At 39.5% G+C, this 13,309-nt stretch carries 13 protein-coding genes; 10 read left to right on the top strand and 3 right to left on the bottom strand.

The features are described 5' to 3' along the window. Window positions 1-61: 61 nt before the first annotated feature. Window positions 62-352 carry an NTF2 fold immunity protein gene (locus EMK97_RS08310; RefSeq protein WP_130601156.1) on the top strand — a complete coding sequence of 97 codons (291 nt, stop codon included), beginning with the start codon at window positions 62-64 and terminating at the stop codon, window positions 350-352. Window positions 353-573: 221 nt separating this feature from the next. On the opposite strand, the gene EMK97_RS08305 is transcribed toward EMK97_RS08310, so the two are convergent. Continuing rightward, the gene (locus EMK97_RS08305) at window positions 574-1,026 is read right to left on the bottom strand and encodes a hypothetical protein (RefSeq protein ID WP_130601154.1); all 453 of its coding nucleotides are present in this window, start codon (window positions 1,024-1,026) and stop codon (window positions 574-576) included. Window positions 1,027-1,621: 595 nt separating this feature from the next. Between EMK97_RS08305 and EMK97_RS08300 the strand changes: the two genes are divergently transcribed. Beyond that, window positions 1,622-2,359 carry a DUF2189 domain-containing protein gene (locus EMK97_RS08300; RefSeq protein WP_130601152.1) on the top strand — a complete coding sequence of 246 codons (738 nt, stop codon included), beginning with the start codon at window positions 1,622-1,624 and terminating at the stop codon, window positions 2,357-2,359. A 259-nt stretch (window positions 2,360-2,618) separates the two neighbouring features. Here the strand turns inward: EMK97_RS08300 and EMK97_RS08295 are convergent, their stop codons facing one another. Continuing rightward, the gene (locus EMK97_RS08295) at window positions 2,619-4,247 is read right to left on the bottom strand and encodes a cytochrome-c peroxidase (protein WP_130601150.1); all 1,629 of its coding nucleotides are present in this window, start codon (window positions 4,245-4,247) and stop codon (window positions 2,619-2,621) included. A 183-nt stretch (window positions 4,248-4,430) separates the two neighbouring features. Here EMK97_RS08295 and EMK97_RS08290 point away from each other — a divergent pair, with 183 nt between their 5' ends. Together EMK97_RS08290 and EMK97_RS08285 are read left to right on the top strand one after the other, a co-directional pair. Further along, a complete protein-coding gene (locus EMK97_RS08290) occupies window positions 4,431-5,936 on the top strand; it encodes an ATP-binding protein (RefSeq protein WP_130601148.1) in 1,506 nt (501 codons plus the stop codon). Window positions 5,937-5,958: 22 nt separating this feature from the next. After that, complete coding sequence (locus tag EMK97_RS08285) at window positions 5,959-6,639, top strand: response regulator (protein WP_130601146.1); 681 nt, start codon at window positions 5,959-5,961, stop codon at window positions 6,637-6,639. Window positions 6,640-6,644: 5 nt separating this feature from the next. Here the strand turns inward: EMK97_RS08285 and EMK97_RS08280 are convergent, their stop codons facing one another. Continuing rightward, the gene (locus EMK97_RS08280; RefSeq protein WP_130601144.1) at window positions 6,645-7,103 is read right to left on the bottom strand and encodes an Lrp/AsnC family transcriptional regulator; all 459 of its coding nucleotides are present in this window, start codon (window positions 7,101-7,103) and stop codon (window positions 6,645-6,647) included. A 165-nt stretch (window positions 7,104-7,268) separates the two neighbouring features. On the opposite strand from EMK97_RS08280, the gene cysK reads away from it, so the two are divergent. The 6 genes from cysK (at window position 7,269) to rlmN (ending at window position 13,269) form a co-directional block, all read left to right on the top strand. Then, window positions 7,269-8,243, top strand: coding sequence for a cysteine synthase A (gene cysK, locus EMK97_RS08275; protein WP_130601142.1), 975 nt, complete (start codon window positions 7,269-7,271; stop codon window positions 8,241-8,243). Window positions 8,244-8,587: 344 nt separating this feature from the next. Beyond that, the gene (gene iscX, locus EMK97_RS08270; protein ID WP_130601140.1) at window positions 8,588-8,794 is read left to right on the top strand and encodes a Fe-S cluster assembly protein IscX; all 207 of its coding nucleotides are present in this window, start codon (window positions 8,588-8,590) and stop codon (window positions 8,792-8,794) included. Between the two features lie 417 nt (window positions 8,795-9,211). Beyond that, window positions 9,212-10,900: an NAD-dependent malic enzyme gene (locus EMK97_RS08265; protein WP_130601138.1), complete on the top strand. Its 1,689-nt coding sequence runs from the start codon at window positions 9,212-9,214 to the stop codon at window positions 10,898-10,900. Between the two features lie 35 nt (window positions 10,901-10,935). Further along, a complete protein-coding gene (locus EMK97_RS08260; RefSeq protein WP_130601136.1) occupies window positions 10,936-11,172 on the top strand; it encodes a hypothetical protein in 237 nt (78 codons plus the stop codon). Between the two features lie 200 nt (window positions 11,173-11,372). After that, on the top strand, window positions 11,373-11,804 hold the full coding sequence (gene ndk, locus EMK97_RS08255) for a nucleoside-diphosphate kinase (RefSeq protein ID WP_130601134.1): 432 nt from the start codon (window positions 11,373-11,375) through the stop codon (window positions 11,802-11,804). 328 nt (window positions 11,805-12,132) lie between these two features. Continuing rightward, the gene (gene rlmN / locus EMK97_RS08250) at window positions 12,133-13,269 is read left to right on the top strand and encodes a dual-specificity RNA methyltransferase RlmN (protein WP_130601132.1); all 1,137 of its coding nucleotides are present in this window, start codon (window positions 12,133-12,135) and stop codon (window positions 13,267-13,269) included. Window positions 13,270-13,309: the final 40 nt, after the last annotated feature.

The raw sequence follows: 13,309 nt of genomic DNA, 5'->3' as shown, positions 1-13,309 counted from the left end.
AGAGCCCTTTGCTGGTTTGAATATATAAAGGTTTATTTATTTTGCTTTTAGGGGGACTATAGTGAAATTTATTTTAATTAGTATATTAGCGCTTTTTATATCAATTAAAGCTACAGCCTCTGATATATCTAAAAGTAAGCGTAATAAAATTATATATATTGCTGAAACAGTTATTAAGGATAATTACCCAAACTCATACAAGAAAAGAATGGAGCACCAGTACAAAATAACGGATAAAGGTAGCAGCTGGAGAGTTAGTTGGGAAATTAGAGCTGGAGTTGCAGAAGGAGCCCCGGTAATCTTCATTTCTAAAGAGGACTTTTCAGTAATTAGACATATGCATTATCAATAGCAAAAATGCCTTATACGGATAAATGTAATGCTTTAAATGTATTTTTATTCCTTAGATAAGATTAAGTAAATCAGTTTTGTGCTCAATGACTTGATGGCTAATATACAAGTTGAGAGTTACCCTTTTGTTAGTTTTGATTAAAGATTTAACTCTTTTGTCAAAAACGGATAACCCCCAATTTTTCAAATATAAATGTCAGATCTTGTCTGTACTAATTTATATTAAGGCTCTCCAGAACAGCGTCTGTTTGAATCACATGGAACCCATACGCGGGTCATGCGGCATGAACCTTCAATTACACGTGTTTCTTGGTGCGAATCATAGCTATGTGATTCATCGGTAAGTGGAATATTTCCTCGGTAATCTACAAACCTCCAAACACCGTCATCTACTTCTACTTTCATAACGCGAGAAACGGTTTTTTCTGCTGGGCAAGATACATGTCCATCAAGCTTGTCAGTGCTTGATACATAGAGAGGACGCGGTGTAGAGCGGTCATCAGCATAAATTGAGCCACTATACGAACAGTGCGTAATAGGGTCGTTCACCGTAATGGTTTCATATTCACAAACTTTACGGTACTCCCAGTAGCCACCACCAGCATATGCGGCTGTTGCAACTGCAAGTAAAGATACTGCGCTAAGTCCAAGCTTCTTCATTATTGTTTTTTTCATTTCTTATATCCTTGTTTCCTTGAAATAAATTATTTTTTTGCGCATATTGTATGCAAAAATAATAGTAGCGCTATTAATGCAATTGCATAACTCTGTAAGTCATTATTTTTTATATTTTTTGGTTATATCTTAGATTTTACTTTTGTCGTAAGAAATTAACTAGCCTGCTACCGTTAATTGATAAAAGATTGGCCTTTTACCTAGCTAGATGACGAGTCATAAGAAGAGGGCATTGAGTTGAAACATAGTTTGCCTATGGGCGTGTGCATTGTGGTTAGCATCGCAGCTTCGCTGTATATGAATAAAGATTTGCTAATAGGCTTACTGGTTTGGATGGTGGCGACTGTATGTAGCTTCTGTGTAGATAAATACATTGCCAAAGAAAGCTAAAAAAGGCTAAAGGACCTGGTTATGTAAAAATAGCCGCTTTAAAGACGGCAAGCGCGTTGAATATGAAGTGTGGCAGAGGTTGAAGTAAGTATACCCATAGCTAAAAGCAGTTTTTATGGTGCTTTGCTGTTTTGCATCAAACTAATTTGTCCGGCAATTTATTAAGCTAGCGAAAGAGACTATAAAATCATGTTAGGTAATATTCATGTCAAATGTTCAGCCTACACCTTCGGTAATGAGCTGGTTAGCATTCGGGTGGCACGCTTTTAGTGAAACTAAAACCATAAGCATACTCTTTAGTAGTTTTTTTTGTTTAATAGGGCTGGTGTTATATTGGGCTTTACTTGGCGTTGATGCTGCTTTAGCTATTATGCCATTTGTGGCCGGATTTTTTCTTATTGCTCCTTTGCTTATTATTGGCTTTCAACAAGCTGGCGCCTTGATTAAGCAAAATAAACAACCTAGCTTTAGTGACCTAATTCGCATTAAAGGGGAAAAGCGTAGCGGTATTTGGTTTTTAGTGTTTATTTTATGTCTTTGCTATTTTATCTGGATAACTGATGCCTTAGTGATTTACGGCCTTTATTTTGGTATTGAACCTATCCCGCTGGATGATAAATTTTTCACTGATCCCGCTATGCGAGATGCCTTGCTTTCTTACTTAATGCATAGCGGCTTAGTGGGGATTGTTATGGCGATTATTGGCTTTTTGCTGGGGGTATTCTCCATTCCGCTGATCATTCATCAGCAAATGAACTTTGTTGCGGCGGTGAATTTAAGTGTGAAAACTGTCTTTCAATATAAGTGGTTAATGTTAAAGTGGGCCGCCACGTTAGTGACCATTATGGCGCTAACCTTAGTGATTGCTTTGCCGTTATTAGTGGTGGTGTTGCCTATTTTAGGTTATGCCAGTTATGCGGTATACGCACAGTTTTTTGAATAGTCCGCCTCTAATATTTTGCGATAAGCACTAAATAACCTGATCTCGGCTTAATAAATAGCTCTCTAGCAGCTATTTTTACTAACTTCTGCGTTAAATTTACTTGCAATAGGCTAGCTATTGACGCGAAATTTGCCTTGAATTAAGTAAAAATATCAAGCTAGAGAGTACATGTGTAGATTAATTATTGATATTTCAAACTGTTAACTTATCTCTTAAACCGAGTTCAGGTTAAATACACAGTGCTTATCACGATTTGCTGTTATAGGGCATTACCCAAATGGTCGATGGCGATCAGTGCTTTATTATCAGGAAAGCTTGCCTCATCATTCTCATCAATAATCCAAGGGGCTAAACAGTCTCTATTTTCAACACAAGGATCTGTTAGGCTGTGTAAGAAGGCGACAATATCTTCTACATCCTGCGCAGATAAGTTTAATCGTGCTCTAAATGCTGCTCGGGTGGCAATAGCACCAGCTCTGGCATTTTGCAGGTAATTGATAACCTCCAGCGAATTTTCATAAGCGTTAGGAAATACTTGCTCACAGCTTTGATTATTTTTATCCATTAACGCAGCTATTTGCGGCAATTGACAATAAGGCGCAATGCCATTGCTAAATGGCTGACCACCTTGGGCGGCAAAAAGATTATCTATTGCTTGTGTTGGGTTATTGTAATGTTGTACAACTTGCGCCAATGTTTGATAGGCACCAGTGTGACCATAAGGTGCTGAACTAGCAATATTGAGTAAGCTAGGTGTTCTAAAATGAAATCTATCTAGGTTATCTTGGCTGACATTTTCTCGGCCAAAATCTTGACTTGTTGCCGTGCTACTTTCATTACCTGTACCTAAGCCAATTTGTGGGTAGCCAGTTAAATGATGTCTTTCATTAGAAAAGTTATCACCACGATGACAGGCATGACAACCAGCACCTCGTTCACGTGCTGGCGTGAAAAATAACAGCGCGCCGCGTTTTTGCTGTGTTGTTAAGGCTTGAGTATTGCCACTTAGGTATGCTTGCCAAGGGTTATTGATAAACACCATGGAACGTTGATATTCGCCAATGGCCTCGAATATTCTATCAAGGGTTACCTGATTATCACCATAAGCTATGGCAAACTCTTCAGGCCAAGTAGTGTTTATCCCCTCGACCTCATTGTTTAGCCGCGCGACTAGCTCATTGCGTAAGCTTTGGTTATCAGCTTGTGCGGCAAATTCACCGCGCATTTCTTCTGGTGAGGTTACCGGAAACCTTGCCTGTGCATCGGCTAAGGTGGCAGTATTAGGTAAGTTAGCATCAGGACGACGTCGATTCTGCTCATCTATAATGGAATCAGGTGTTGCTATGCCACCATTTCTTAAACGCTCAACACGGCTATCCCAAAATAAACCGCGCTCAAATAAGGCTAGGTTAAATACAGTGGGCGCGTTTCGGGGAATAACTGGCACATCGCTATCACCAGTAAAACGCATATGTCCTAGTAAATCTTCGCTGCTAATATCCAGTTCATCGACGGGATTTATACCGACTGATAATGAAGTAGCATCTGCGCCACCTAAACTTGGGTGATGACAGCTAGCACAAGCGACACTTTGCATTCCGCCAAGGTTTTTGGCAAAGAATAGCTTTTTACCCAGTTGTGCTTTTTCATCGGTAATTGCCGGTATATTGAGTCGCGTCAGGTTAGCGGGCTGAATAGCCTCTAGCCTGATAATTTCTTGTAAATGTAGCTCTATTTCTTGCGCTGTTAAGGCTGGTTGTGTCGGTGGCGCAGGCGGCGGATTAACCGGTGGGTTAATCGGTGGTCTGGGAGGCGCATTTTGAGCAAAGGTTGAGGCTAACATTAGGCTGTTAAGTAGAAATATTGTTATTGCAAATCTGACTGTCATAGCTATTCCTTAATTTTAATATCTCGGCTAGGCATCTGTTTAGATTAACGGGCGAATGTGCAAACAATGTGCAAATAAAATGCAAATAATGTGGTTGTCAGCTAAGCGCTTTGTCTTTAGTGAAGGGACATAGTAAGGTGATAAATAGCCGCTGATAGTTAGCATTTTTATAATGATGATTTAATGAAAATACATAATAAACTTTTTTTAACCCTGCTTTTGTTTGGCATTACCTTAGTGATCGCCATCGTCAGCTTTATGCAGTGGAGTCTCGATAAGGGCATGGTTAATTATGTTAATAAACGAGAAATTAACGCCTTAGCGCCAGTCGTTACGCAATTAGCTCAGTCATATCAGCAACGAGGGAGTTGGCATTTTATTCGTTTTGACGATAGACGATTTCAGCGGTTAATTCGACAAGCCTTAAGTGATACTGAGTTTACTTTGCCACGGCCTGAACACAGACCGCCTCCACAGCATAGAGAGCGAAGGGCAGGGGAAAAAATGCCCGGCAAGCCAGATAAAGCACCAGTAAAGGCGCTAAGAAGACCACCACAGAAACCTAAGCATGATCGATATGCCGTGCTAGATGCAGATAAGCGCTTAGTTGTTGGTCATTATAATGAGCAACACGATTATAGTATGACGGAAATTTTTGTCGCCGATAGCCTTATTGGCTACTTTGCTGTGGTGAAACGACATAGATTAACCTCGGGCTACGAATTGGACTTTATTGAGCAGCAACGTAGCTACTTATGGCTTATTTCATTAGCTATTATGTGCTTAGTTGTGCTGATTAGCTTGCCTTTGGCTAGTCATATTGTCGCCCCCATTAGAGCGCTCGCTAAAGGAATGCATCAATTAACCCAAGGCCAGTATCAAAGTCGCTTGTCAATTGAACGAAAGGATGAGTTTGCCCAATTAACACGTGATTTTAATGAATTGGCGAAAACCTTACTTGCTAATGAAAGTGCCAGAAAGCGTTGGCTCGCCAATATTTCTCATGAACTAAGAACACCACTTGCGGTTTTAAAGGCAGAGCTGGAAGCCGTTATCGATGGCGTGCGAGTATTATCAATGGGGCATGTGCAATCGACTCACCAAGAAGTACTGCACCTAGAGCGACTGATTGCTGATTTGCATGCCCTGACCAGTGCAGATATTGGTGGTATGAGTTATCGAAAAGAGCCTGTAGATTTAGTGGCCTTTATTGACAATTGTGCTAAGCAATATCAGAGTTATTTAAGTGATGCGGGTTATACTTTGCAGTTATGTAACTATTGTAAGGGTAACTATAGTAAGGGTAACGATAGTAACGACAGTGATGAGTTGCTCATTTTTGCTGATAAAACGCGTTTGTCTCAGTTGTTAGAGAATCTCTTTAGTAATACAGTAAAATATGCTGAAAACGGCACTATCGTTAAACTCACCCTAGCTAAAAATTCAACTAAGAACAGTGCCATAATTCGATTTGAAGATAATGGTCAAGGTGTTGCTAATGAGCACTTAGCACATTTATTTGAGCATTTGTATCGAGTTGATGATTCTCGCAGTAGAGCAACGGGGGGGAGCGGTTTAGGGCTTTCTATTTGTGCCCATATTGTTAATGGTCATCAAGGCAAAATAGAGGCGCAATCTTCTCAACTTGGCGGTTTAGCCATTGTGATTGAATTACCCCTGATAAATTAACGGCAAATAAGGGAAAAATTTTATGTCTGATCTGGTATTGATTGTTGAAGATGAGCAGAAACTGGCTGAGCTATTAGCTGATTACTTTATTGCCGCGCAATATCAGTGCCACTGTTTGTATTCAGGTGGCAAGGTTGTTGACTGGGTTAAGCATAATCACCCTGATATTATTTTGCTAGATATTATGCTACCAGAAAAAGATGGCATGCAATTGTGCCGAGAAATTCGTCAGCTTAGCCAAGTGCCTATTATTATGGTTACCGCTAAAGTGGAAGAAGTTGACAAGTTACTTGGTTTGGAATTAGGGGCAGATGACTATATTTGTAAGCCATTTAGCCCAAGAGAAGTGGTTGCTCGGGTAAAAGCCGTGCTGCGAAGAACCCAGCATGGCGGACAAAATCAGCCCGTCGCATCTACAGGTATTTTTCTCGATAAAGCGCGCAATGAGGTGAGCTATCAAGGTAATACGCTCGCGTTAACGGCTGTGGAGTTTAATTTATTGGCACCGCTAGTAAGCGAGCCAGGGCGTATTTATAGCCGTGCGCAACTGATGGATACCATGTACTGTGATAGCCGCGTAGTAAGTGATAGAACCATAGATAGCCATATTAAAAAATTACGAAAAAAAATTGCTCAGATCTGTCCAGAGCAAGAGCTTATCCAGTCTGTATATGGCTTAGGTTATCGATTAATACTTGATTGACTGTTTTACAAATAACTCACGGGTAGTGCTGTGGTGTATTTTATTTCTTCCATGGCAAAGCTTGAGCTAATATCGGCAAAGTCTGTTTTAGTAATCAGCTTTTTATAGAAGTTATCGTATGCTTTCATATCTGGCACTACCACGCGCAGTAGATAATCTACCGCACCACTCATACGATAAAACTCAACAATTTCTTCAAATTCATCAGCAATTTCCGCAAAGGTTGCCAGCCAGTTAGGGTTATGTTGATTGGTTTTTACCATCACGAATATAGTTAAGCCAACATTGAGCTTTTCTGGATCAGCCAAAGCGACTCGCGCTTTAATGACACCAGATTTTTCCATCGCTTGAATGCGACGCCAACAAGGGGTAGTTGATAAACCAACCTGCTCTGCGATTTCACTGGTTGATAAGGTGCTGTCTTTTTGTAATAGGCTTAAAATATGTTTATCAAAAGAGTCCATAATACTCAAATAAATACGCTATTTTTAATTTTTTTCTAAATAAATGCTTTTTATTGGAATACTATTCTACTTTTTCTCGATTTTGTCTAGTGAAAAGCACAAATTTTTCTTGATGTCTGTGGAATAATTTATTCAGTGAAATGCACAGGCGTATAGGAAATTTAGATGAGTAACTTAGCACAAAACCAACAACAAGATATCGTTTATGGTCGTGGTGTTATCTATGATGATATTACCCAAACTATCGGTAATACGCCGTTAGTACGTTTAAGTCGCTTTACTAAGGCGCTTGATGTGCCAGCTAATATTCTTGCTAAAATTGAATTTTTTAACCCCGCAGGCTCAATCAAAGATCGTCCAGCCCTTGCCATGATTGAGGCTATGATTGCTGATGGCCGCATTGGTGCTAATACTGAAATTATCGAAGCTACTTCAGGTAATAATGGCGTTGCCTGTGCGTGGATTTGCGCAATGAAGAAGATTCCGTTAACGATTGTTATTCCTGAGCATATGTCGATAGAACGTCGTAAGTTAATTAAACACTATGGCGCTAAAGTTGTGCTAACGCCAAAAGAGCTTGGTACTAAAGGTGCTATCGATAAAGCCAAAGCTATGATTGCTGAGAATGATAATGCCGTTATGCTAGATCAATTTGGTAACCAAGCAAATTCTGCTATGCATGCAAAAACCACCGCACAAGAAATTTGGCATGATACCCAAGGTAAAGTTGATGTCTTAGTTGCGGGTGTCGGTACGGGCGGTACTTTATCAGGCATAGCACAAACCTTAAAAGCACTAAACCCTAATCTTAAAGTTATTGCCGTTGAGCCTGCCTCTTGTCCGGTTTTATCGGAAGGAAAGTCGGGCGTACATAAAATTCAAGGCTTAAGCTCAGGCCATGTGCCAGCTATTTTACGTACTGATTTAATTGATGACATAGTGACGGTATCGAATGAAGATGCCGTTAGTTTTGCTCAAGATATTGCCTGTTTAGAAAGCTTACCTGTAGGCATTTCATCAGGTGCAGCGTTAAAAGCCGCTATGGTTATTGGTCAGCGCCCAGACTTTAAAGGCAAAAATATCGTCACTATTTTAGCTGACAATGCCGAACGTTATTTCAGCACAGAGCTATTCGCATAATTTAACCTGATTTACCCACTTACTTGCTCAAGCCTTGATCGGCTTTTTGGCCAGTGCCTTATGCACTGGCCTTTTTTTATTTAACGATTACAAATCAACAATAAAGTTACCTCGAAAGATCATACTCACCTTGATAAACTTAATATCATAGAAAACTTTATTGGCTCTATTGTGGATAATGAATGTGTTGTTAAAACAATTAAAAAGCTGGTGGCATACAGAGTGTCAGTTTTGTCGGCGGGCACGATTTATTCTATTGTGGTTATTAATCATGCTTTTAGTGGATTATTTTTACTTCCAGCTTATATTTAGATAATAAGCATATAAAAAAGCTGGAGAGAATAATGGCAGGCGGGCTTAAATGGACAGATTCATTAGAAATTGCCTTAGACTTGATTGAACAACATCAAGATGTTGATCCTTACAAGCTACATTTTACCGAATTAAGGGAGTGGGTACTGGCATTAGAACGTTTTGATGATGATCCTAACCATTGTGGTGAACGTGTGCTTGAAGCGATTCAATTAGCCTGGATGGATGAAGTTGATTAAGACAATTAATACCAATTGAATTAACTATTTGAGCATTCAGCGAGAGTTAAAAGGTTTATAGGCAAGGCATTGATTGCAGAGAATGGTTATTCCCTTGTCAAAATCAATAACACAGCATATAAGCCTTTTAAACTCGCCCTTGGGAGCTTGTCAGGAAGATGATAATTTAACAAATTTCTTTGCTGGAGAATGACTACAGCAGCACAAATTTGTTTTATTCTCACCACCCTGACATAGCTCTGAACTGTCCAAATAATTATTTCACTTGGTATGAAGTGCATATTAATGCAAATTTATGGTTTGTTTTTGCATTTTTTGCCCCTGGTTGGCTTTGCTAGTTTCATCAGATCTATTATACTCTTGCGACATAAATTATATCTATTTCCAACATTCACCAAACACATAAGTTGCAAGTACATGACTCAAACTAAGCGCCCACTTTATATTCCGTATGCAGGCCCAGCTTTACTCGAAACACCGCTATTAAATAAAGGCAGCGCCTTTAGCCAAGAAGAACGTGATAGTTTTAATTTAGCCGGCCTTTTACCGCCACGTTTTGAAACAATTGAAGAGCAAGCCGATCGCGCTTATCGTCAGTACAGTAGCTTTCACACCAATATTAATAAGCATATTTATTTACGTGCCATTCATGATAATAATGAAACGTTATTCTTTAAATTAGTACAAGAACATTTGGCTGAAATGCTGCCCATTATTTACACACCAACAGTGGGCGATGCTTGTGAACAGTTTTCAGATATTTATCGCAGCTCACGTGGTTTGTTTATCTCTTATGAAGACAGATATAACATTGATGATATCTTGCGTAATGCTACGAAAAATAAAGTTAAAGTGATTGTTGTTACCGATGGTGAACGTATCTTAGGCTTAGGCGACCAAGGTATTGGTGGTATGGGTATTCCTATCGGTAAGTTATCTTTGTATACCGCTTGTGGTGGTATCAGCCCTGCGTATACCTTACCGGTTATGTTAGATGTGGGTACTAACAATCAAAAACTGCTTGATGATCCTATGTATATGGGCTCGCGCCATAAGCGTATTGATCAAGACTCTTATGATGAATTTTTAGAGTTGTTTATTAGCGCGGTTAAACGTCGCTGGCCACATGTGATGTTGCAGTTTGAAGACTTTGCTCAGCCAAATGCTATGCCGCTGCTTGAGCGTTATCGAAATAAAATTTGTTGTTTTAATGATGATATTCAAGGTACCGCCTCAGTAACGGTTGGAACTTTATTAGCTGCATGTCGTAGAAAAGGCGTCAAGCTGTCTCAGTTAAAAGTTGCTTTTGTTGGCGCCGGCTCTGCTGGTTGCGGTATTGCCGAGCAGATTATTACCCAAATGATCAGCGAAGGTATCTCACCTATGCAAGCGCGTAGCCAAGTGTACATGGTGGATAGATATGGCTTATTAACCCAAGGTATGGAAGGTTTAAGAGATTTCCAAGAAAGGTTAGTACAAAATAAAATAGCCATTGAACACTGGGATATTCAAGGAGATTACGCATCATTAGTTGAGGTCATGCATGGCGCTAAACCAGATGTGTTAATAGGGGTTTCTGGGCAAGCAGGTTTATTTACCGAGGAAGTGATCACTGCCATGCAATCCCATTGTCCTGTGCCGATTATTTTTCCATTAAGTAATCCATCACGCCAAGTTGAAGCAACGCCAACACAAGTTATTAACTGGACTCAAGGTAAAGCGGTTGTTGCCACGGGCAGCCCTTTTGAGCCTGTAGAGTACGAAGGTAAGCGCTATCCAATTGCACAATGTAATAATAGTTATATATTCCCTGGCATAGGTTTAGGTGTTGTTTCTGCCAACATTAATCGTATTACAGATGAAATGTTACTGGTTGCCAGTGAAACCTTAGCGGCGGCTTCTCCTGTTGCCAATAATGAAGGTGAAGACTTACTACCGCCACTGACGGGTATTGCTCAGCTAAGTAAAGATATCGCTTTTGCTATAGCTAAGGTCGCTTTTAAGCAAAACTTAGCCTTAGAAATTGCTGATGATGAGCTGAAAGCGAAAATTGAACGAAACTTTTGGAAGCCAGAATATCGTCAATATCGTCGAACCAGTGTTTAATGGTGTTAACTAACGAGTGTTAAAGTGAGGTTGTTATGAATGCTAATAATGATGAAATCATTTCTCAAGCAGATTTAGACGAGTTATTACGAATTAATGAGTTTATTGAATCTCACGATGAGCACTCTCTAGTTGCCGAGTTAAAACAAGCCATTTTGGATTCTGGCAAGCTTGAACTGTCACAATGGCAAGGTTTACGAGAGCAAATTAGAGAAATTGAACAACTCATTCCGCATATTGACTTGATCATTAAGTTAAAACAAGAAAGTTAGTTTTGAGTTAACAGACCTTTAAAAGCCTCTTTTACCAGTAAATTATCTACTTGTTAAAGAGGCTTTTTTAATCGCGCTTGCTTTCACATTAATATCATTAGGCTTTTGCCGATAATTCGTCTATAATCGCGCCCAAAATTTATACCGCACTAGTTTAGTGCGAATTTTTATTAACTTATTTTGACAACAGAGGGCTTATAATGGCTATCGAACGTACTTTTTCTATCGTAAAACCAGATGCAGTTGCTAAAAACGTAATTGGTCAAATCTACAACCGTTTTGAAACAGCTGGCTTAAAAATCATTGCTTCTAAAATGGTTCACTTAAGCAAAGAAAAAGCTGAAGGTTTTTACGCTGAGCACAGCGAGCGTCCTTTCTTTGGTGCTTTAGTTGAGTTCATGACTTCAGGTCCAGTTATGGTGCAAGTATTAGAAGGCGAAAACGCTGTTCTTAAAAACCGTGAAATCATGGGTGCTACTAACCCAGCTGAAGCTTTAGCTGGTACTTTACGTGCTGACTACGCTAATTCAATCGATGAGAACGCTGTTCACGGCTCTGACGCTTTAGAATCAGCTGCACGTGAAATTGCTTACTTCTTCTCAGATGAAGAGATTTGCCCACGTACTCGTTAATTAGCATTTTAACTTCACACTTTAACTAATTTTTGCGTCGAAAGTGCTCACCTACACTTGTAGGCTCCGCGCTTATCTCCTTAAACTAAGTTAAATTGTTTTGTTTAAATATTAATTAATTACAGAATTACATTCTGTGAAAGGATTTTACCTAAGCTTTGGTAAAATCCTTTTTGTATTTAATAGCCGGGTATATTTGCCTTGCTAGATACAATGATAAATTGCGATTTTTGTGTGAAAAGTGTACAATTCGCGCCCTTGTAAATTAGACCAGTGTTTTAATTAACTGGTTGTGTTGTCCTGTTTTGCCTTGTTGAGATCTTGCTGTATGACTAAAGTAAATTTATTAAATTTCGATCACCAAAGTATGCGTGAGTACTTTGACTCTATTGGGGAGAAGCCTTTTAGAGCCGATCAGATAATGAAATGGATTTATCACTTTGGTTATAGTGACTTTGAGCAAATGACTAACTTAAATAAAAAGTTACGCGAAAAATTACAGCGAAATTGTGAAATTAAAGCCCCTGAAATCTCACAAAAGCAAGTATCAAACGATGGCACCATTAAATACGCGTTAAAACTTGAAGGCGGCCAAGAAGTGGAAACCGTGTGGATCCCTGAAAATGATCGCGCTACTTTATGTGTTTCATCTCAAGTGGGCTGTGCCTTAGAGTGTACTTTTTGTGCCACTGCGCAACAAGGTTTTAACCGTAACTTGTCTATGGCAGAAATTATCGGTCAAGTGTGGCGTGTCGCTAATGATATTGGCGCAACGCGTATTGCTGGTAAGCGACCTATCACTAACATTGTTATGATGGGCATGGGTGAGCCGTTACTTAATATGAAAAACCTGATCCCAGCGCTTGATACCATGTTAAATGATTTAGGTTATGGTTTATCTAAACGTCGTGTAACGGTAAGTACTTCAGGTGTTGTACCAGCACTTGATATGCTGAAAGAGAAAATTGACTGTGCCTTAGCTATTTCAGTACATGCGCCGAATAATGAATTACGCGATGAGCTTGTACCATTAAATAAAAAGTACCCATTAGAAGACTTTTTAAAAGCAGCAGCGCGTTATGTTGATGGCTCTAAAGCCAATAAGCAGGCAACGATTGAATATGTCATGTTAGATCATGTTAATGACAGTACAGATCAAGCCCATGAGCTAGCGCATGCCTTAAAAGATTTACCTAGTAAAATTAACCTAATTCCATTTAACCCATACCCGGGTTCTCCATATAAACGCTCTAGCAATTCACGTATTGATCGTTTTGATAAAGTGTTGCAAAGTTATGGTTTAACCGTGATTACTCGCAGAACGCGTGGTGATGATATTGATGCCGCTTGTGGGCAGTTAGCTGGTGATGTTCTTGATAGAACTAAACGTACGGCAGCTATTGCAGAAGCTAGTGCACTGAAAAATCAAACTAAAGCTGACACAATTGCAATAAAAGCGGTATAGTGGCTAGCTAATACATACACTATAACAATAAGAGACGTTT

It is taken from the genome of Litorilituus sediminis (assembly GCF_004295665.1).
In the GTDB taxonomy this organism is placed as follows: domain Bacteria; phylum Pseudomonadota; class Gammaproteobacteria; order Enterobacterales; family Alteromonadaceae; genus Colwellia; species Colwellia sediminis.
This window is presented reverse-complemented; position numbering and strand designations above follow the sequence as displayed.

Excerpts from the sequence above, each read along its gene's own strand:
- EMK97_RS08305 (WP_130601154.1), bottom strand. The coding sequence starts at position 1,026 with ATGAAAAAAACAATAATGAAGAAGCTTGGACTTAGCGCAGTATCTTTA.
- EMK97_RS08300 (WP_130601152.1), top strand. The coding sequence starts at position 1,622 with ATGTCAAATGTTCAGCCTACACCTTCGGTAATGAGCTGGTTAGCATTC.
- EMK97_RS08295 (WP_130601150.1), bottom strand. The coding sequence starts at position 4,247 with ATGACAGTCAGATTTGCAATAACAATATTTCTACTTAACAGCCTAATG.
- EMK97_RS08290 (WP_130601148.1), top strand. The coding sequence starts at position 4,431 with ATGAAAATACATAATAAACTTTTTTTAACCCTGCTTTTGTTTGGCATT.
- EMK97_RS08285 (WP_130601146.1), top strand. The coding sequence starts at position 5,959 with ATGTCTGATCTGGTATTGATTGTTGAAGATGAGCAGAAACTGGCTGAG.
- EMK97_RS08280 (WP_130601144.1), bottom strand. The coding sequence starts at position 7,103 with ATGGACTCTTTTGATAAACATATTTTAAGCCTATTACAAAAAGACAGC.
- cysK (WP_130601142.1), top strand. The coding sequence starts at position 7,269 with ATGAGTAACTTAGCACAAAACCAACAACAAGATATCGTTTATGGTCGT.
- iscX (WP_130601140.1), top strand. The coding sequence starts at position 8,588 with ATGGCAGGCGGGCTTAAATGGACAGATTCATTAGAAATTGCCTTAGAC.
- EMK97_RS08265 (WP_130601138.1), top strand. The coding sequence starts at position 9,212 with ATGACTCAAACTAAGCGCCCACTTTATATTCCGTATGCAGGCCCAGCT.
- EMK97_RS08260 (WP_130601136.1), top strand. The coding sequence starts at position 10,936 with ATGAATGCTAATAATGATGAAATCATTTCTCAAGCAGATTTAGACGAG.
- ndk (WP_130601134.1), top strand. The coding sequence starts at position 11,373 with ATGGCTATCGAACGTACTTTTTCTATCGTAAAACCAGATGCAGTTGCT.
- rlmN (WP_130601132.1), top strand. The coding sequence starts at position 12,133 with ATGACTAAAGTAAATTTATTAAATTTCGATCACCAAAGTATGCGTGAG.